20 protein-coding genes and 1 tRNA gene are annotated in these 19,647 nt (G+C 45.7%); 16 read left to right on the top strand and 5 right to left on the bottom strand.

What is annotated here, in order from left to right; translation table 11 throughout:
- Nucleotides 1-75: 75 nt before the first annotated feature.
- Both R7F67_RS21050 and R7F67_RS21045 read right to left on the bottom strand, forming a co-directional pair.
- Nucleotides 76-152 (bottom strand) — tRNA-Arg (locus R7F67_RS21050).
- A 175-nt stretch (nt 153-327) separates the two neighbouring features.
- Nucleotides 328-1,461 carry a flagellar assembly protein FlgT gene (locus R7F67_RS21045; protein ID WP_025768949.1) on the bottom strand — a complete coding sequence of 378 codons (1,134 nt, stop codon included), beginning with the start codon at nt 1,459-1,461 and terminating at the stop codon, nt 328-330.
- A gap of 169 nt (nt 1,462-1,630) precedes the next feature.
- Between R7F67_RS21045 and R7F67_RS21040 the strand changes: the two genes are divergently transcribed.
- Complete coding sequence (locus tag R7F67_RS21040; RefSeq protein ID WP_005382013.1) at nt 1,631-2,269, top strand: FlgO family outer membrane protein; 639 nt, start codon at nt 1,631-1,633, stop codon at nt 2,267-2,269.
- Nucleotides 2,270-2,278: 9 nt separating this feature from the next.
- The gene (gene flgP, locus R7F67_RS21035; protein ID WP_005382014.1) at nt 2,279-2,710 is read left to right on the top strand and encodes a flagellar assembly lipoprotein FlgP; all 432 of its coding nucleotides are present in this window, start codon (nt 2,279-2,281) and stop codon (nt 2,708-2,710) included.
- A gap of 102 nt (nt 2,711-2,812) precedes the next feature.
- Here flgP and R7F67_RS21030 read toward each other — a convergent pair whose 3' ends face one another.
- From R7F67_RS21030 to flgA, 3 genes are all read right to left on the bottom strand, one after another.
- Nucleotides 2,813-3,238: a flagella synthesis protein FlgN gene (locus R7F67_RS21030; RefSeq protein ID WP_005382015.1), complete on the bottom strand. Its 426-nt coding sequence runs from the start codon at nt 3,236-3,238 to the stop codon at nt 2,813-2,815.
- Nucleotides 3,239-3,265: 27 nt separating this feature from the next.
- Nucleotides 3,266-3,580, bottom strand: coding sequence for a flagellar biosynthesis anti-sigma factor FlgM (flgM, locus tag R7F67_RS21025; protein WP_005382018.1), 315 nt, complete (start codon nt 3,578-3,580; stop codon nt 3,266-3,268).
- Between the two features lie 116 nt (nt 3,581-3,696).
- A complete protein-coding gene (gene flgA / locus R7F67_RS21020) occupies nt 3,697-4,443 on the bottom strand; it encodes a flagellar basal body P-ring formation chaperone FlgA (protein ID WP_005382020.1) in 747 nt (248 codons plus the stop codon).
- Between the two features lie 76 nt (nt 4,444-4,519).
- Between flgA and R7F67_RS21015 the strand changes: the two genes are divergently transcribed.
- The 14 genes from R7F67_RS21015 to R7F67_RS20950 all read left to right on the top strand — a co-directional run bounded on the left by R7F67_RS21015 (nt 4,520) and on the right by R7F67_RS20950 (nt 19,140).
- Nucleotides 4,520-5,446, top strand: a complete 927-nt coding sequence (locus R7F67_RS21015; RefSeq protein WP_005382022.1) for a chemotaxis protein CheV — start codon at nt 4,520-4,522, stop codon at nt 5,444-5,446.
- A gap of 11 nt (nt 5,447-5,457) precedes the next feature.
- Entirely contained in the window at nt 5,458-6,285 is an 828-nt protein-coding gene (locus tag R7F67_RS21010; protein ID WP_005382024.1) for a CheR family methyltransferase, read from the top strand.
- A gap of 303 nt (nt 6,286-6,588) precedes the next feature.
- The gene (gene flgB, locus R7F67_RS21005) at nt 6,589-6,984 is read left to right on the top strand and encodes a flagellar basal body rod protein FlgB (RefSeq protein WP_005382026.1); all 396 of its coding nucleotides are present in this window, start codon (nt 6,589-6,591) and stop codon (nt 6,982-6,984) included.
- A gap of 5 nt (nt 6,985-6,989) precedes the next feature.
- A complete protein-coding gene (gene flgC, locus R7F67_RS21000) occupies nt 6,990-7,403 on the top strand; it encodes a flagellar basal body rod protein FlgC (protein WP_005382028.1) in 414 nt (137 codons plus the stop codon).
- A gap of 17 nt (nt 7,404-7,420) precedes the next feature.
- A complete protein-coding gene (gene flgD / locus R7F67_RS20995) occupies nt 7,421-8,131 on the top strand; it encodes a flagellar hook assembly protein FlgD (protein WP_005382029.1) in 711 nt (236 codons plus the stop codon).
- A gap of 30 nt (nt 8,132-8,161) precedes the next feature.
- On the top strand, nt 8,162-9,475 hold the full coding sequence (gene flgE, locus R7F67_RS20990; protein WP_005382030.1) for a flagellar hook protein FlgE: 1,314 nt from the start codon (nt 8,162-8,164) through the stop codon (nt 9,473-9,475).
- Between the two features lie 330 nt (nt 9,476-9,805).
- The gene (flgF, locus tag R7F67_RS20985; RefSeq protein ID WP_005382031.1) at nt 9,806-10,555 is read left to right on the top strand and encodes a flagellar basal-body rod protein FlgF; all 750 of its coding nucleotides are present in this window, start codon (nt 9,806-9,808) and stop codon (nt 10,553-10,555) included.
- Between the two features lie 18 nt (nt 10,556-10,573).
- Nucleotides 10,574-11,362: a flagellar basal-body rod protein FlgG gene (flgG, locus tag R7F67_RS20980; RefSeq protein ID WP_005382032.1), complete on the top strand. Its 789-nt coding sequence runs from the start codon at nt 10,574-10,576 to the stop codon at nt 11,360-11,362.
- A gap of 30 nt (nt 11,363-11,392) precedes the next feature.
- On the top strand, nt 11,393-12,172 hold the full coding sequence (flgH, locus tag R7F67_RS20975) for a flagellar basal body L-ring protein FlgH (RefSeq protein ID WP_005382033.1): 780 nt from the start codon (nt 11,393-11,395) through the stop codon (nt 12,170-12,172).
- 43 nt (nt 12,173-12,215) lie between these two features.
- On the top strand, nt 12,216-13,307 hold the full coding sequence (locus R7F67_RS20970) for a flagellar basal body P-ring protein FlgI (RefSeq protein WP_005393118.1): 1,092 nt from the start codon (nt 12,216-12,218) through the stop codon (nt 13,305-13,307).
- 16 nt (nt 13,308-13,323) lie between these two features.
- Nucleotides 13,324-14,250, top strand: coding sequence for a flagellar assembly peptidoglycan hydrolase FlgJ (flgJ, locus tag R7F67_RS20965; RefSeq protein WP_031779079.1), 927 nt, complete (start codon nt 13,324-13,326; stop codon nt 14,248-14,250).
- A 160-nt stretch (nt 14,251-14,410) separates the two neighbouring features.
- Complete coding sequence (gene flgK, locus R7F67_RS20960) at nt 14,411-16,351, top strand: flagellar hook-associated protein FlgK (RefSeq protein WP_085570131.1); 1,941 nt, start codon at nt 14,411-14,413, stop codon at nt 16,349-16,351.
- A gap of 13 nt (nt 16,352-16,364) precedes the next feature.
- Nucleotides 16,365-17,558, top strand: a complete 1,194-nt coding sequence (gene flgL / locus R7F67_RS20955) for a flagellar hook-associated protein FlgL (RefSeq protein ID WP_005382037.1) — start codon at nt 16,365-16,367, stop codon at nt 17,556-17,558.
- A 427-nt stretch (nt 17,559-17,985) separates the two neighbouring features.
- Nucleotides 17,986-19,140 (top strand): flagellin, encoded by a 1,155-nt coding sequence (locus tag R7F67_RS20950; RefSeq protein ID WP_064369047.1) that lies wholly within the window; start codon nt 17,986-17,988, stop codon nt 19,138-19,140.
- Nucleotides 19,141-19,647: the final 507 nt, after the last annotated feature.

The raw sequence follows: 19,647 nt of genomic DNA, 5'->3' as shown, positions 1-19,647 counted from the left end.
TAGGGGGAGCAGTGCGAGGCTTGAAATTGAAGATACAAAAAAGCCTTAGCTCAAGTGGGAGCTAAGGCTATGATATGGCGCCCCCAGTAGGATTCGAACCTACGACCTGTCCCTTAGGAGGGGACTGCGCTATCCAGCTGTGCCATGGGGGCGTAATACCAATAGTTGCAGTTCATTGCACTGTTTTACTGAGTTCAAATCTAGCAATCTACCAGATCTGTATCAGCATCACGTTGAACGATTCGCTACGGTCATTGGTATAATCAAATAAGATGCGCTGCCTATGATATTCAAAAGTGAGCATATCTCAAGACTTAATGTTTGCTTTTATAGGATCTTGTTCATTACGTCGCCAATTTGAACGCTAGATGCTAAATTTGGCTGATCAATCGTCAGTTCCGCTTCGTGTTCGTATATGCGTGATACCGTTAATGTAATTTCGCTTTGCGAGACTTTGTTTCTTGGCAATCCATTTTGGTCGATAAACGACGCGGTGTGCCAAAGCTGCAATTTGTCTCCCTCTTTTACGCCGTGCATACGGCCGAGATCCATCGTTACGGTATTACCGAAGACTGCCACAACCTCTGGCAGTGTAATTTTGCAAGATAGCTCCGACTCCAGATCCAACATAATATTGCGACTAACGCGAAGCATCATCTCGCCATAGGTCGATGCCCAAAAACGTGCACTACGAGTGTCCACTTGACTCGTCTTAGCAAATGGCCAACGCGCGACCTCACGGTAGGCTTTGTTGAAGATTTCATGGCCAGTTTTACCATCAAATACTTTCATTTCTAACGCAAACTGACGATTGATGATGTCATCTTGCAATAGTTGAGATTCGACCGTTGCAGTGAGATCGGTAATGACCCCTCCAATGATGTATTGTGCGCCATTGTCTTGCGCGATCATTTGAGTGCGAGCAGGATAGTTGCTGCTTATTGAGTAGTCCGTTGTACCAACAGACACAAAGCTGCGTGAGGTTTGATCAAGTTGACGGTTCACTACGTGGCTAAAATCGTCACCAACTTGATAAATTTGTCCCATCACTGCTTGTTGTGGTGATGCGACCTCAATATTGCCGACCAGCATTGTCTTTTTGTATTGATCGGTGTGGCAACCCGTTGCCGATGGATAAATATCAACGCGGATTTTTACCTCGACTTTACCGCGACGTTTGCGTTCAGACTCCACCAAAATGTAACGGACTTCATGATTGGTAAACTGGTATTCGTTGCGACTTTCTTCTAATAGCGGCATCAAGTTGCTAATACTGCCAATATCTGCGCCCGAAAAATTGACGGCTTTGAACAGCGCGTCTTCCAACGCATGGAGCCTTGCCGTCTCTTCTGAAGAAACGATGGTGGCAACGCCTGTGACTTCATACCAAGATGCCATTACCTTAAAAGGCAGAAGCATCACTAAAGTGATTGAAAACAGACTGTTTAATATTTTTTTCATTGGTTACAACCGTTCGGGTATAAATATTGCTTTAACAAATTCAGTGAAGTTTGGTGGGTTTTTCTTCGTTAGGCAAACAAAGAAAAGCAAAGACTGTTCCAATATTCACTTTCTTGGAAAGGAATTAATAAAGAACGGTATCACCTAAGATTATCTGGAGAATCAAACCATGAAAAAGTGGCTTGTCGCTGCATCGATGATGACGCTTCTGACATCGTGCGCGTACTCACCGATTTACAATGGTAAAGAACCTTACTCGGGAAGCCAGTTCATGCTGATGGATAGTCCGCGTCATACGATGGACTTTTTCATTGAGAGCATGACAGAAGACCTGATGGTTTCTAATGTGGCAGTATCAGCGCGGACACCGATTGCGATTACCTCGTTTGTTGATCTACAAAATATGGATGCAACAAACTGGTTAGGTAACTCGGTCTCTGAAGGTTTTATCCATCAGTTTCAGCGCCGAGGGTTTAAAGTGGTTGATTTCAAAACTACGGGCTCTATTCAAGTGACGCAACAGGGCGATTTTGCTTTAAGTCGTGATTGGCAAGATTTAGCTCAAGAGCAGCAAATTCAGTATGTATTGACCGGAACGATGCTGCGCCAAGAGGGGGGAGTGCTTGTCAATGCACGCGTGGTTGGCATGCAAAGCCGTGTAGTTGTAGCGACAGCGCAAGGTTTCCTTCCGGCTGACCGTATTGGGCGTGACTTAGATACGTTAAATAGCATCCGCACACAAGATGGTGTGTTGATTCGTTCTGACCCTACCATTCGTCAGCCGTACACTGTGATTCTCCGTCCATAGGATAGAAGCATGAAGAAGTTATTATTTATTGTTGCCACACTGATATTGGTTGGGTGTCAGCCATTACAACAGATGCGTCAAGATGAAATCTTAGTGGCGGTGGGCTACGCCAGCGTCAGTGAGCAAACAGGCCGCACAGTAGAAGAAAAGCGTGTACGTGCAATGCGCGCATCAAAAATTGATGCTTATCGTGAGCTAGCAGAGCAAGTTTATGGCATGCGTGTTAGTGGACGTGCAGAGCTGCAAGACCAGCGTTTGGGTATTGAAAGCACCACTGGTGCCGTCGATGGTGTAATTCGTGGTGCAGAAGTTGTGCGTAGTTATCTTGTTGAAGACAGTTATGTGACTGAGCTGCGTCTGGATATCCGTAAGATGGATAAGCTACGTGATTATGGAGAAGTTCAGCAAGTGCCTGAGAAGCGTCAGCAAACTTTGTTTTAAACCATTTCACTAGACAGATAATCTTTTTGAGCGGCTGATTGGTAACAATGAGTCGCTTTTTTATATCTACGTGAGCGCGGGAATTGAGGGTAGGAGTGACGTTTAAGCTTTTATATTGGTGCCAAGCGTCGAGATGGTGTGGGTTTTTCCGCCCGCATTGTAGGTCATGCCAACTTTGCCATGAGTTCGCTGGAGCATGTTGTTGAGTTTATTGAAGCTCAGCTGTGCGCGACTAAGCGATTCGCCATTTACTTGGTTAACTTGTTGACAGTCGAGGACGATCGATTGGATTTGAGCAACAACCTGACTTAGGTGCTCATCTTCAGTAAGTTGATTGACGTGCGGGTGAGAGGCGATTCGCTGATCAGTTGTTCTGAGCTGATCAATGAGCGTCATCTTCTGTTTGGCAATGTTCTCAATCTCGGTAGAGACACGCGCCGTTATTGCTTGTGTTTCTTGGCGTAAAACAGCGGAAAGTGCCTTAGCATTTTCTAGCTGGAAATTAACGAGATCGACTAATGCTGCCATAAAATACTTACCTTCGGCCTAAGTCAGTTAGCTTTTGCCTTGCAATTCGTTTTCAAACTTAATCATGTTGTCAGCCAATTTTTCAGGATCGACTTTGTATGAACCGTTTGTGATAGCTTCTTTGATTGCTGCAACTTTGGCGCTGTCATATGCCGGAGAAGCTGCCATATCCTTCTGGAGTTTACTGACGGCTTTACTTTGCTGGCTGAGTGATACTGCGTCTTGTTGCGCTGGCGCCTTTTTTGATTCTGTCGTGCTGGTAGCATTGGAATCGTTACGTGCAGGTGCGCGACTTGTTGTCGTCATCATTTGCCCTGAACGTATATTATCTATACCTGCCATGTTTAACCTTTGCCTTGTATCGTAATACTGGTATCCAGACTATCGACCAGCGCAAAAATAACTTTAGTCATTTTTTGCATTTTTATTGATCAGTTTAAACACGCTACCAGTGGGTATTAAAAATTAACAGTGATTTCCGCAATGTCAGTCACTATGCCTTCTATTATACGTTGCGACTTATCATTTTTCACTCTTACTTGATCGCCAGCTGAACCATCCTGCAATGCTGTGCCTTGCGTTGTGATCGTCATGCCAGAATTCACCGCTTTGATAATGACCTTTTCATTTCGGCATACCACACAAACATCATTTCTCTCTACGACATCGCCTAAGCGAACATTACGCTTTAGCTTTGCCCCAACCACTTGATCGTAGCTAGAAAATCCATCTTTACGAAAGCGCTGTAGCTCGATCATGGAAGTGGTAACATCCGATGCGCTGACGATTTCTCCTCTCCCTAGTGTTCGTGTAGCGACGATCATTGGTACTGATACCGAGATCCTCACAGGGACATAGACTTTCCAGTCATCCGGTTGGCATTCCACTAACACATTGATGTTACTTCTCGTGCTGCTGGTGGAAGAGGCAGATGTATCTAACGGAACAGGGCAATCCGTTGCTTTTATTCTCGAGTCGATCTCTGCCGCATTAACAGATAGCTCGCCACCATCAGGCTGATCAACCGTAGCAAGAATATGTTGTTCTGCTGCTGTTTTTATTTGCTCGATCTGATTATCTGAAGCTGAATGAACAAAAAAGCTAAACATACTGAGCAAAATGCCGATAGACTTAGCGTACTTTGTAATTAGCGCTCTACATATTGTCATAGTCAATGGTGTCGAAGTGAAAGTGAAATACGCCATACTGTCTCCCTGGTATCGTGCTTGCCAGTGGTAGAGTATCATTTAAAAACAAAAAGTTTGAGATGGAGATGAGCATATGACGGGGATTCTTGACTCGGTGAATCAGCGTACGCAACTCGTCGGTCAGAACCGATTGGAATTATTGACCTTTCGACTGATGGGCCGACAGCGCTACGGCATTAACGTATTCAAAGTGAAAGAAGTACTACAGTGCCCTAAGCTGACTTCAATGCCAAATCTACACCCTCTGGTTAAAGGTATCGCTCATATCCGCGGCCATACCGTGTCCGTTATTGATTTGAGCCTGGCAATTGGTGGCCGCCCAACCACTGATTTAGATAAATGTTTTGTTGTTATTGCAGAATTTAACCGTACGATCCAAGCATTTTTGGTATCATCGGTTGAGCGTATTATCAATATGCATTGGGAAGCGATTTTGCCACCGCCAGACGGTGCAGGTAAAGCGCACTACTTGACTGCCGTGACAAACATTGACAATGAGCTGGTTGAAATCCTTGACGTTGAAAAAATCCTGGCAGAAATTGCGCCAGTTGATGAAACGATGGATTCCGCTATTGGCGAAGAAATCGCACAAGCAGAACAAGAAAAGCCTATTGTACGCCGCATACTGATTGCTGATGACTCGACGGTCGCGCGTAAACAGGTAGAGCGTGCGATTACATCCATCGGTTTTGAGGTCGTATCTGTCAAAGACGGCAAAGAAGCGTACAATAAGTTGATTGAAATGGCTCAAGAAGGCAATATCTACGATCAAATTTCGTTGGTTATTTCCGATATTGAAATGCCAGAAATGGACGGCTATACCTTAACGGCTGAAATTCGCAGACATGCCGATTTGAAAGACCTTTATGTTATCCTCCATTCTTCATTAAGTGGTGTATTCAACCAAGCTATGGTTGAGCGTGTAGGTGCCAACACCTTCATTGCGAAATTTAACCCAGATGAGTTGGGTAACGCGGTTAAATCTGCATTAACACAATAAAAGAGACATTAATGACTGCTATTACAATCAGTGATCAAGAGTATCGTGACTTTAGCCGTTTTCTAGAATCGCAATGTGGCATCGTGTTAGGTGATAGCAAGCAATACCTCGTGCGTAGCCGACTGAGTCCTTTAGTGACGAAGTTTAAGCTCGCATCGTTATCAGATTTGCTACGTGATGTTGTTACAGGGCGTAATCGAGAATTACGAGTCGCCGCTGTGGATGCGATGACGACTAACGAAACCTTGTGGTTTCGAGATACTTATCCGTTCACGGTTTTAGCTGACAAATTATTGCCAGAAGTAGCGGCAAGCAAGCGCCCAATTAAGATCTGGTCTGCTGCCAGTTCATCGGGCCAAGAACCGTATTCTATTGCAATGACGATCCTGGAAACGCAACAGCGCAAGCCGGGCTTGTTACCAAACGTGTCCATTACAGCCACAGATATTTCGGCAAGTATGCTCGAGATGTGTCGTGCAGGGGTGTACGACAACTTGGCTTTGGGTCGCGGGCTTTCACCAGAACGTCGTCGCACCTTCTTTGAAAATGCGGACGGTGGTCGCATGAAAGTCAAAGATAACGTCAAGCGTTTGGTGAACTTTCGTCCACAAAACTTGATGGACAGTTACGCACTGATGGGTAAGTTCGACATCATTTTCTGTCGTAACGTATTGATTTACTTTTCTCCAGAAATGAAATCTAAAGTGCTTAACCAAATGGCGAGCAGTTTAAACCCTGGTGGCTACTTGCTGTTAGGGGCATCAGAGTCGCTAACTGGTCTGACTGATAAATTTGAAATGGTGCGCTGTAATCCGGGCATCATTTACAAGCTTAAATAGCGGTATCTCTTCATTGATAGAAAAGCCTGACTTCGTGTCAGGCTTTTTTGTTTGTTACCTTTCTGCGCCGAGCGTTTCATGTATCACTCAATTAGTTGAAGCGCGTTTTTGCCTTGTGCCCTCAACACGGTGTATCTTTATTAAGTGAACAAAGTGATACGACATGACATTCCAGTTACTTTGGCTCACTTATTGCTATTTCAATTCACGGTAACCACTAGGTTGGTGTAATGCTTTAGGTTTTGGCATGCTAATTGCTTTTTGGTTATCAATCACGGTCAGTTCTTAATTGTAGAGGCAAACATGGCTATATCTTTTGACAATGCACTAGGGATCCACCAGCACACGGTGGGCGTACGTGAGCGCAATGCAGAGGTGATTTCCACCAATATCGCACAAGCAAACACGCCTGGTTACAAAGCAAGAGGTTTAGACTTTGCGAAGGAATTGCAAGCGGCAACATCTGGGGCAAGCATTGGTCTTAGTCGCACAGATGGTCGGCATATTCCTGCCACTACAACGTTGGTTGGGGACAAGTTATATCGTCTTCCTACGCAACCAGATACGGGAGATGGCAACACGGTAGACTTGGATTTAGAGCGTAACTTGTTTATGCAAAACCAAATCAGACACCAAGCATCACTCGACTTTCTAGGCAGCAAATTCAAGAACTTAACCAAAGCAATCAAAGGGGAATAATTTAGATGAGCTTATTTAACGTTTTCAATGTGACAGGTTCCGCAATGAGCGCTGAATCCGTTCGTCTGAATACTACCTCAAGCAACTTGGCGAACGCCGACAGTGTCAGCAGCTCTGCGAAAGACACTTACAAAGCGCGTCATGCAGTGTTTGGTGCAGAGTTAAGTAACGCCATGCGTGGCGGTGATACGGTGCCAGTGAAAGTGATGGGTATTGTAGAAAGTGATAAACCGCTGAATGCGGAGTACAACCCAGACCATCCCCTAGCAAACGAAGAAGGCTACATCTACAAGCCTAACGTCAATGTAATGGAAGAAATGGCAAACATGATTTCAGCTTCTCGTGCATACCAAACTAATGTACAGGTCGCTGATTCTAGTAAACAAATGCTGCTGCGTACGCTGCAGATGGGTCAATAAGGATAAGGGGGTAGCGTATGGCCGGAATTAACAACGTTGGTCAAAGCGGCTTGTCCTATATCGACCAGCTTAAAAGTCTACAAGAGAGTAACAAGAAAGCGGAAGAGAGCACGGGTAAGCAGGATCTAAAACAGGAAGACTTCTTATCATTGCTCACGAAGCAACTGTCTCAGCAAGACCCTTTTAAGCCGGTAAGTAATGACCAGATGATTGCGCAAATGGCTTCATTTGCGACCGTTGATGGCATTGGCAAGATGAACACTCAGTTTGAGAGTTTGAATTCGTCAATGACATCAAATCAAGCGTTACAAGCTTCCTCTTTGGTAGGGCGTGACGTATTGGTCCCAGGAGCAGCAGGTGTGAAGCAGGACGACGCACCAATGGCGGCAATGGTTAAGCTTTCACAATCTATCGATAATCTGTTTGTTCGTGTAGAGGATGAAGCTGGCCAACTGGTTCGTACCTTTGAGGTAGGGGCGAAACCAGCCGGCGACACGCGTGTGCTTTGGGACGGTAAAGATGAAAGCGGAAATCCACTGCCAGCTGGCAAATACAAAGTGAAAGCGTCTGGCTTAGTTGAAGGGGAGTCGCAAGAGTTCCCAGTATCGACGTATGCCAACGTAAACAGCGTATTGCTTGGCAAAGGTGACGGAAACGTATTACTCAATCTGGCTGGTTTTGAATCGCCAGTTCGACTTGCAGAAGTATTGGAAGTCGGCAAAGCGTAGTCATAGCTCGCTAGATTAGGAGATTTTGGAATGTCATATGTATCTTTAAGCGGTTTGTCCGCCGCCCAACTGGATTTGAACACCACCAGTAACAACATTGCGAACGCCAACACGTACGGCTTTAAAGAGTCCCGTGCTGAGTTTGCTGATGTTTACTCTAACTCTTTATTTACTAACGCAAAAACCACGCCGGGTGGTGGTGCGCAAGCAAGCCAAGTGGCGCAGCAGTTCCATGAAGGCTCAAGCATTTACACCAACAACCCAATGGATCTGCGTGTTTCGGGGACAGGTTTTTTCGCTGTAGCGAAAGAGCGTCTAACTCCACAACAGAATGAACTGACACGTAATGGTGCATTTCACTTAAATAAAGAAAACTACATGGTGACCGCGAACGACGAGTTCTTATTAGGTTACCAAGTGGACCCAAGCTCTGGTGAGGTTTCTTCATACGAGCCACAACCCATCAATATTCCTGCTGAATTTGGTAAGCCAAAACAAACAGCAAACATTGAAGTGGGTGTGAACTTGCCAGCGAACGGCGATTTGAAAGATCCAACGCAGTTTGATTTTTCAGACCCTGATACATACAACCGTTCAACCTCTTCGACAATTTATGACTCGATGGGTCAGTCTTACAAGCTAACGACGTATTACTTGAAAGATCAGACTCAGCCAAATACATGGAACACTTACTACACCGTGACAGATAAAGAAGGTGAAAAGCCTTTAAATGTTGCGGCTGGTGATGCGCAAACGCCAACAGGTCATGTGGGGCATACCATGAAGTTCAACAACGATGGTACGTTGGCGAGCTTGAACAATGGTCAGCCAATCACTTCTGTGGCTCTGGGCGATCCGGCGACGAACACGACACCAGTCGATATGAATGGTGCCGATCCTGCGCAGACGCTTAACTTCGGCTTAGGCTCAGCAACACAGTTTGCGGCTCCGTTCGAACTGACTAAGTTTGACGAAGACGGTGCAACAACGGGCTTCCTAACCAAAGTTGACTTCGATGAAAACGGCAGCGTATTGGGGACTTACTCAAACGGTGAAAACGTTACATTGGGTCGTGTTGCTCTCGTACGTGTTCCAAACGAGCAAGGTCTGGATAAGAAAGGCGGCACTCAATGGGATTCAACGCAGTTCTCTGGTGACAAGATCTGGGGTGAATCAAATAAAGGCTCTTTCGGCACCATCAATAACGGTATGCTGGAACAGTCAAACATTGATATGACGCAGGAGTTGGTGGACCTGATCTCTGCTCAGCGTAACTTCCAAGCAAACTCACGTTCGCTAGAAGTACACAACCAACTACAACAGAATATCTTACAGATCCGCTAGAGCACTAGCTGGGTCATTCGATACTCTGCTTGAGTAAGCAATGGCGTGTGATTGCTTCTTAGTAATTACCGCTTTGTTCATTTTCATCATGACATTCATCTGATGCTTAGCCTGAATACACCTCACTCAGGCTAAGCATGCTTTGATCTACGATTTGCCGCTGTTGCCGCCGTATGGATCAAAACCTTGCCTCTCGTTACAGTTTTCTGCCTCTATTGACCTCTTTTCATTGTTGATTTTTAATTCAAAGTATTGATTGATAAGTCTATTTTTGTTTTGGCATAACTATTGCTTTTACTCCGTGTATAGAGAGATTTTTTGGAGTAATTTATGGATCGCGCACTGTTTCTCGCAATGAGTGGCGCCAAGCAAAATATGCAGGCACTACAATTGCGCGCTAATAACTTGGCTAACGTAAGCACGACCGGATTTCGGGCTGATTTAGCACAGGCTCGCTCAATGCAGGCTTATGGTGAAGGCCATCCTTCACGTGTGTTCAGCATGACAGAGCGTCCAGGGCATAACTTTGCTCAAGGTAGCGTGATTACAACAGGGCGTGATCTGGATGTGACGATTGAAGGCAGCGGCTGGATATCGGTACTCGATCACACAGGGAAAGAAGGGTTGACCCGTAACGGCAACCTAAAAGTCGATCAAAATGGCATGCTTACCAACGCAAGTGGTCATTTGGTGCTGGGTGAAAACGATGCGCCGATTACTTTGCCTATTCCTCTCTCCAAAATTGAAATCGGTCGGGATGGCACCATCTCTGTACTTCCTCAAGGTGCCCCGGCAGAAGAATTCCAAGCGGTTGATCGCATTAAGCTCGTTAAGCCTAATGACCAAAGCTTGTTTAAAGACACCAATGGCTTATTTCGCCATAAAACTCCAAACCAACCTTACGAAGCAGACGCGACTGTTAGTCTCCAGACGGGAGCGATAGAAGGCAGTAACGTGAATGCCGTAGGTGAAATGACCGCATTGATTGACTTACAACGTCAGTTTGAAATGCAAGTCAAGATGATGAGCACAGCTGAAGAAATGGATAAATCTTCAGATTCACTGCTTCGTATGAGTTAACAGAGTTAGAGGTTCACTATGCATCCAGCACTATGGGTAAGTAAAACAGGTCTAGACGCCCAACAAACCAACATTGCCACGATTTCGAACAACTTGGCGAACGCCTCTACTGTCGGCTACAAAAAGAGCCGTGCAGTATTCGAAGATTTGTTCTATCAGAACATCAACCAGCCTGGCGGCCAGTCATCTCAGAACACGGAACTGCCAAGTGGCTTGATGCTAGGTGCGGGTTCTAAAGTGGTTGCGACGCAAAAAGTGCACACGCACGGCAATGCACAGACAACGACCAACGCACTGGACATGATGGTGGAAGGCGACGGCTTTTTTCAAGTGACATTGCCGGACGGCAACATCGGTTATACCCGTAACGGTCAGTTCACGCTAAATGGTGAAGGCACGTTAGTCACGTCGGGTTCTGGCTACCCTGTAGAGCCTGAAATTGTGATTCCAGAAGATGCGATTTCTATTACTGTCGGTACGGATGGTGAAGTGTCGGTTCGCGTCCGAGGTCAGCAAGACAACCAAGTCGTTGGTCAGCTAACCATTACAGACTTTGTTAACCCGGGTGGCCTAGAGCCAATTGGTCAGAACCTTTACTTACCAACGGGTGCCAGTGGCGATCCACAAGAGGGTGTTCCTGGTTTGGACGGTTTGGGTGAAATTCGTCAATCCATGCTGGAAGCGTCCAACGTGAATGTAACGGAAGAGTTGGTCAATATGATTGAAGCCCAGCGCGTTTACGAAATGAACTCAAAAGTGATCTCGTCAGTCGATAAAATGATGAGCTTCGTTAACCAGCAATTGTAACGATTAAGAGCAAGATTTGAGGAGCTCACGATGAAACGTATTTGCCTACTCGCTTTGATTGCTACGATGTCGGGCTGTGCCATGTTGGAACCGATTGAAACGGATGAAGTGACACAAGCAACCACTGTGGTCGACGCAGTAGAAGGCGATAAATCGAAAGAAGAGAGCAGCGGTATTGTAGATACTTTACGTGGTAGAAGCGATCCGGTTGCTGGCGATCCTGCTTGGGCTCCAATTCATCCGAAAAACAAACCTGAGCATTATGCTGCTGCAACAGGTTCGTTGTTTAGCGCCGAGCACATTACCGATCTCTACGACGATTCTAAACCACGTGGTATTGGCGACATTATTACCGTAACACTGGATGAGACAACCAGTGCGACGAAAAGCGCAAATGCCGATTTATCGAAAACCAATGAAGCGCAAATGGACCCGCTTCAAGTTGGCGGAGAAGAGCTGCAAATTGGCGGAAAATATAATTTCTCTTATGACTTAAACAACTCCAACTCATTTGCAGGTGACTCTTCTGCAAAGCAGAGCAACAGCATCAGTGGTTACATCACTGTTGAGGTGATTGAAGTACTGGCAAACGGCAACCTCGTGATCCGCGGTGAGAAGTGGATGACGCTAAATACAGGTGATGAGTACATACGTTTAAGTGGCACTATTCGTCCGGATGATATTAATTTCGACAACACCATTGCATCAAATCGTGTTTCTAACGCAAGAATTCAATACTCAGGGACTGGTTTGCAACAAGATATGCAAGAGCCAGGCTTCTTGGCACGATTCTTTAATGTAGCGCTATAACACGCCGTGCTGACGGCAATTTGACTGCAAGAGATAAGTAAGCATGAAAAAACTCCTTTTAGTACTGATGAGCGTTGCTCTGTTTTCTACCGTAGCCCAAGCCGCACGTATCAAAGACGTCGCGCAAGTGGCAGGTGTACGAAGCAACCAACTCGTGGGTTATGGTTTGGTTTCAGGCTTACCTGGTACGGGTGAAGCGAACCCGTTTACAGAGCAAAGTTTCGCCGCCATGCTGCAAAACTTCGGCATTCAGATGCCGCCGGGCACAAAGCCAAAAATTAAAAACGTTGCCGCAGTCATGGTTACGGCAGAGTTGCCGCCTTTCTCTAAACCGGGTCAGCAAGTGGACGTGACTGTCTCTTCCATCGGAAGTGCTAAAAGTTTGCGTGGTGGTACGCTACTACAAACGTTCCTCAAAGGTCTCGACGGTCAAGTTTACGCGGTTGCTCAAGGTAACTTAGTGGTGAGCGGCTTCAGTGCTGAAGGCGCTGACGGTTCTAAAATCGTAGGTAACAATCCAACCGTTGGTCTTATCTCTAGTGGTGCGACAGTAGAGCGAGAAATTCCAAACCCATTTGGTCGTGGTGATTACATCACGTTCAACTTGCTTGAGTCAGACTTCACAACGGCTCAACGTATGGCGGATGCTGTAAACAACTTCCTTGGCCCACAAATGGCGAGCGCTGTTGACGCGACATCAGTGCGCGTGCGTGCTCCTCGTGACGTCAGCCAGCGTGTTGCGTTCTTATCGGCAATCGAAAACCTAGAGTTCGACCCAGCAGATGGTGCAGCCAAAATCATCGTTAACTCTCGCACGGGCACCATCGTAGTTGGTAAGCATGTGCGTCTTAAACCAGCAGCAGTAACGCACGGCGGCATGACGGTTGCGATCAAAGAAAACCTGAATGTTAGCCAACCTAACGGCTTTTCTGGTGGGCAAACCGTTGTCGTACCAGACTCGGATATCGAAGTCAGCGAAGAGCAAGGAAAAATGTTTAAGTTCGAACCAGGCTTAACGTTGGATGATTTGGTCCGTGCCGTGAACCAAGTCGGGGCTGCGCCTTCGGACTTGATGGCAATTTTACAAGCATTGAAGCAAGCTGGTGCCATTGAAGGCCAGTTGATCATCATTTAATGGTTAGGAGGTAGGTATAATGAACAATCCTAACGACATTGGTTTTATCCATGACATCAGTTCTCTGGATACTCTGCGTCAAAAAGCAGTGAAAGAGGGAAAAGATGGCGAGCAAGAAGCATTGCATGCGGCTGCTCGTCAGTTCGAATCGATCTTCACCTCCATGATGTTGAAATCCATGCGTGAAGCCAATGAGGGCTTTGAGTCCAACATGATGAACAGCCAAAACGAGAAGTTCTACCGACAAATGTTGGATGAACAGATGGCGAGTGAATTGAGTTCGTCTGGTTCAATGGGACTGGCCGATATGATTGTTAAGCAATTAACGGCTGGGCAAGGGAACGACAAAAAAGAAACGGCTATGCGTGATGCGGCAAACAATGCTGCGGAATATCGTCGTGTTGACCCGAAAAAAGCGCGCGAGATTGAACAGCGCTTGATTGAATCTGGTCAACTATCTCGACCAAGCAATGAACCCACTCGATTCGATTCACCAGAATCCTTTGTTAACTCGATGAAGCCATACGCGGAGAAAGCTGCGAAAGCCCTAGGTGTCGAGCCATCTTTGCTACTTGCGCAAGCCGCTTTGGAAACGGGGTGGGGACAAAAGGTCGTGAAGAACGCGCGTGGCAGCAGCAACAACTTATTTAATATCAAAGCAGATCGAAGCTGGCAGGGTGACAAAGTGACGACGCAAACTTTAGAGTTCCACGATAACACGCCAGTGAAAGAGACGGCGGCGTTTCGCTCCTACTCAAGTTACGAAGACAGCTTTAATGACTTTGTACGATTTTTGAATGACAACCCACGTTACGAGACAGCATTGCAGCAACGCGGGAATTCAGAGTCGTTTATTCGCGGTATCCACAGTGCGGGTTACGCGACCGATCCGAACTACGCAGATAAAGTCCTGCAGGTGAAGGATAAAATCGAAAGTATGTAATGTCTCTGCGCCAATTTATGACGTTCTCGAAGGCTTGCCATAGTGCAAGCCTTCACTTTATCTGAATATCTACGCCTTTCTATCACTTGGCACATCTTTTGCTTTTAACGTGTCTAGGTGATCGGTTTTGCCGATTTATATTTCGTTTTTGGGGGCACGTATGGCGTCAGATCTTCTGAATGTAGGTACTCAAAGTGTGCTTACTGCTCAGAGACAATTAAACACCACTGGTCATAACATTTCTAATGTTAATACAGAGGGTTATAGCCGTCAGTCTGTTATCCAAGGCACGAATGATCCGCGCATGTTTGGTGGTTCTACCTACGGCATGGGTGTGCATGTGGAAAATGTTCGCCGCTCGTGGGATCAGTTTGCCGTGAATGAACTGAACCTGTCGTCGACCAACAATGCCAACAAAACGGATACCCAAGACAATCTTGATATGCTCTCTAGCATGTTGAGTTCAGTGGCATCGAAGAAAATTCCTGAGAACCTGAATGAGTGGTTCGATGCGGTAAAAACCATGGCAGATACCCCGAACGATTTAGGGGCACGAAAAGTGGTATTGGAAAAGGCGAAAATCTTCTCTGATACCTTAAATGATTTCCACGAAACCGTTCGACTGCAATCTGATGTCACCAATAAAAAATTGGATATGGGTATTGAGCGCGTTAACCAACTTGCGTTGGAAATTCGAGATATTCATCGACTGATGATGCGTACCCCCGGTCCACATAATGACCTGATGGATCAGCATGAAAAGCTGGTTACTGAGCTGTCAGAGTACACCAAAGTTACCGTAACCCCACGCAAAAATGCGGAAGGGTTTAATGTTCATATCGGCAATGGACACACTCTTGTTTCTGGCACGGAAGCAAGTCAGCTCAAAATGATCGATGGCTATCCGGATGTTCATCAAAGACGATTAGCAATGGTGGAAGGGAATGGCATTAAAGCGATCAAGTCTGATGATATGGATGGCAAAATCGGCGCTTTACTTGAAATGCGCGACAAACACATCCCACAACTGCAAGATGAAATGGGCCGTTTAGCGACGGGCTTTTCCTACAAAATTAATCAGCTGCAATCTCAAGGTCTGGATCTCAACGGCAAGATAGGTAAAGACGTATTTACCGACGTGAACTCTGAGCTGGTGGCAAAATCTCGAGTTTTTGCTGCGCCTGACTCACAAGCTGATGTTGCGGTTTACATCGAGGACATTTCCGCGATCAAAGGTGGTGAATATTCGCTGCGTTTTGATGGCGACCAATACAGCGTGACAACACCGAAAGGTGAGCAAATGTCGTTGAACATCGACCGTTCGGATTCGTCGTTTGTTCTGGATGGTATGAAAGTGCAAATTGGTGAAGGCCTTGGCGCCGGTGAGCGCGTATTGCTCCGCCCAACGAGAAGTGGTGCAGCCATCATAAAGATGGAAACCAATGACGCAAAAGCTATTGCCGCACAAAGTTATGAAGCCTCAACCACTTTTGCCCAAGGTAACGCCAAGTTTAAAATTCGTGAGGCGGGGGATGTTAAAGAGTTTGAGGTTACCGTACAACCAGCCGACGAGAAGCATGATAAGCCGTGGTTAAAGATCACGGATAACAAGGGTAATTTACTATCGGACAAATACTCATACCCGTTAGATAAAGATAACCCGATGATTGAAATCTCAGTGCCGAAAAGCCATCCGCTGTATAAAAACGGCGATGCAACCGTGTTTGAGTTGAGCGAAGGCGCACTGATGAATGATAAATTCACCGCAAACTTGGTGCCTTCTGAAGGTGGTAACGGCAACTTGAGAAAAATGCAGAAGATCCAAACAGACAAGATGATGGATGGAAAATCCAGTACCTTGATCGATGTTTATCATAACCTCAATACTGAAGTTGGACTGAAATCTTCTACAGCAAACCGTTTAGCCTCCGTCGCTCGTTTAGAGCATGAAGCGGCGCAAGAGCGCGTTGCTTCTATTTCTGGCGTTAACCTCGATGAAGAAGCGGCCAACATGATGAAGTTTCAACAAGCGTACATGGCTTCATCACGTGTGATGCAAGCGGCGAATGATACCTTCAATACCATTTTACAACTGAGGTAAGGAGAAGAGATAAGTGCTAACCCGAATTTCTAGTTTCCATAACTATCAGTCCGTACAAAATGATCTGCGTCGTCAAGAGAATAAGGTTCACCACAACCAAGAGCAACTTGCTTCAGGGAAAAAGTTACTGAAACCTAGTGACGACCCCCTCGCTGCGCATTACATCCAAAACATTAGTCAGCAACAAGAACAGCTACAACAATATCTTAGCTCGATAGTGTTGGTGCGTAATCGTCTAGAAAACCACGAAGTTAATATCGCCAATGCGGAGAATTTTGCCGACGAGTCGAAGCGCTTAACGATGGAGATGATTAACGGTGCCTTTTCTGCTGAAGACCGACAAGCAAAGAAGCGTGAGCTAGAAGAGATTGCGAACAACTTCCTTAACTTGGTGAACTCGCAAGATGAATCTGGTAACTACGTGTTTGCTGGCACTAAGCCAAAAAGCCAACCATTTTATCGCGATAAAGATGGTAGCGTGCAATACGCTGGGGACGATTATCAGCGCAAAATGAAAGTTTCTAGCATGCTTGAGATGCCAATGAACGATCCTGGCAGCAAGCTGTTTATGGAGATACCAAACCCATTTGGCGACTATCAGCCGAATTACGATCTACAAAATGGCTCTGAGCTGTTGCTAAACAAAGCTACTAACGTTGACGCTAAGGATGATGCGGCGTATCGCGTGACATTTGTCGATATGAATAACGGCAAATTTGGTTACCAATTAGAGCGTAACGGCAAAGTAGTGGATGCCGATGAGTTTTCTCCAGAGAAAGGGATTGAATACAAAGGCCTGAAAGTGCATGTAAAAGGCCAAATTACGCCTGGTGACAGCATTGAGATCGAAAAGCGGGCAGAGTTCAGCATTTTCGATACCTTCAAGGATGCAATGGCATGGTCAGACAAATCGGTTTCGGATACGTCGGCGACCGCCAAATTGCACCAAATGACAGAAGAATTCCACGCTGCTTTTATCCATTTGAATAAAGCGCGTACAGATGCCGGTGCTCGATTGAGTACGCTGGATATCCAAGAGCAAAATCATGAAGACTTTAATTTGTCTCTGGCAAAAGCGAAGAGCAACTTTGAGGACTTGGATTACTCCAAAGCCGTGATCGAGTTCAGTGAAAACTCGCGAGCGTTACAGGCATCGCAACAAGCATTCGGTAAGACCAAAGATCTAACGTTGTTTAACTACATCTAGTATGACACTCATACACATTGTCTGATTTTGATGCCTTATGTGCAAAGCCTTAAGCGCGATAAGTCGACGTAACCTGAGAGTCTGAGATGTCATGCGGCACGATTTTACCCAAAGCGGCAATGATGCGGGAGGCAAGTCGGGCGGCAACAGGGCAGCGTTCAATACCCTTGGGCTAAGATGAGGCTGACAAACCGGAAATAGCTTAATGATAAAGCTAACTTATTGTTTATTTGATTCTTTTAAAAGTAGTTAAATAATTCACGCAAGTTGGCACACAAATTGTATTGAAAATATCAGAACAGATTTAGAGATTCTAAACCCTGCGTTTAAGGCAGATTTAGCAAGTAACTTTTACGGTCAGTGCTTATCCAAATGAGAGTAAAGCTGGCCGCTTCGCAAAAGCTTGCGAACTCAACAGGAGAGCAAAATGGCTGTAACAGTTAGTACTAACGTCTCCGCGATGACCGCGCAGCGTTACCTAAACAAAGCGACTGATGAATTAAACACGTCGATGGAGCGCTTATCTTCAGGACATAAGATTAACAGTGCAAAAGATGATGCGGCAGGTCTACAGATCTCTAACCGCTTAACTGCACAGTCTCGTGGCCTAGATGTGGCAATGCGTAACGCGAACGATGGTATCTCGATTGCACAAACCGCTGAAGGTGCGATGAATGAGGCAACCTCTGTCATGCAACGAATGCGTGACCTTGCGATTCAATCATCGAACGGTACTAACTCTCCAGCTGAGCGTCAGGCGATCAACGAAGAGTCAATGGCATTGATTGACGAGCTAAACCGTATTGCAGAAACCACTTCATTTGGTGGTCGTCGTCTATTGAACGGCTCATTCGGTGAAGCGGCATTCCAGATTGGTGCGAGCTCAGGTGAAGCCATGATCATGGGACTCACCAGCATTCGTGCGGACGATACTCGCATGGGCGGTGTGACCTTCTTATCTGAGAACGGTAAAGATAAAAACTGGAGCGTTGACCCAGCTAAATCTGACTTGAAGATCACGCTACCAGGTATGGGTGAAGACGAAGACGGCAATGTTGATGATCTAGAAATCAACATTAATGCCAAAGTGGGCGACGACATCGAAGAGCTTGCCACTTACATTAATGGTCAGTCTGATATGATTAATGCGTCTGTAAGTGAAGATGGCAAGTTGCAAGTTTTTGTCGCGCATCCAAACGTTCAGGGTGAGATTTCTATTTCTGGTGGATTAGCATCTGAGCTTGGCCTGAGTGATGAACCTATCAGAACGTCAGTACAAGATATTGATATGACCACGGTACAAGGTTCTCAAAACGCGATTTCTGTGCTGGATTCGGCACTGAAATACGTAGACTCGCAACGTGCAGACTTAGGTGCGAAGCAAAACCGTCTGAGTCACAGCATCAACAACTTGGCAAACATCCAAGAAAACGTTGACGCATCGAACAGCCGAATTAAAGATACAGATTTTGCGAAAGAAACCACGCAAATGACCAAAGCACAAATTTTGCAACAAGCAGGTACATCGATTCTTGCTCAAGCGAAACAGTTGCCAAACTCTGCAATGTCACTATTGCAGTAGTTTACTTAGCCTGTACTCAATACATTCAGACGTGGATGGGAATGCAGGCTTTTGGCAAGCAGCTTTACAATAGAATGAGCGGCTCTCTCATCTCTCACCTGCCAATCATTTTCAATGTAAAGTTGCACTCGGTATGCCGGAAATGTGTTCATTTCTCTTGATCTCCACATAGGCTCTGGCGACCAACCTAGCCCCAGTTCTCTCAAAGGAAAAGGGGCTTTTTCTTTTCTAATCTTCACGTCTATCGTCTGCGAACTTACCTTTAATTGTTTCCTTTTACTGGTTTTCTATACAGTTTAGCCCTCTCGGCTCGATTTGTGGAAACTTGAGCACTTTTTCTTACTTTTCTTCAATTTTATTAGCTAAATCTCGCAATGTTATTTTTTTAAACTTTTTTCTAAAGCTTCTGAATTTGGTGTCGTTAATAGAGGTAACTTTGAGAGAACTACTTGGTTTTCCGAGACGTCGGAAACCGCTACACCGGAAAATCAATTGGAGAAATCACCA

The organism is Vibrio sp. YT-17 (assembly GCF_033337375.1).
GTDB lineage: Bacteria > Pseudomonadota > Gammaproteobacteria > Enterobacterales > Vibrionaceae > Vibrio > Vibrio alginolyticus.
This window is presented reverse-complemented; position numbering and strand designations above follow the sequence as displayed.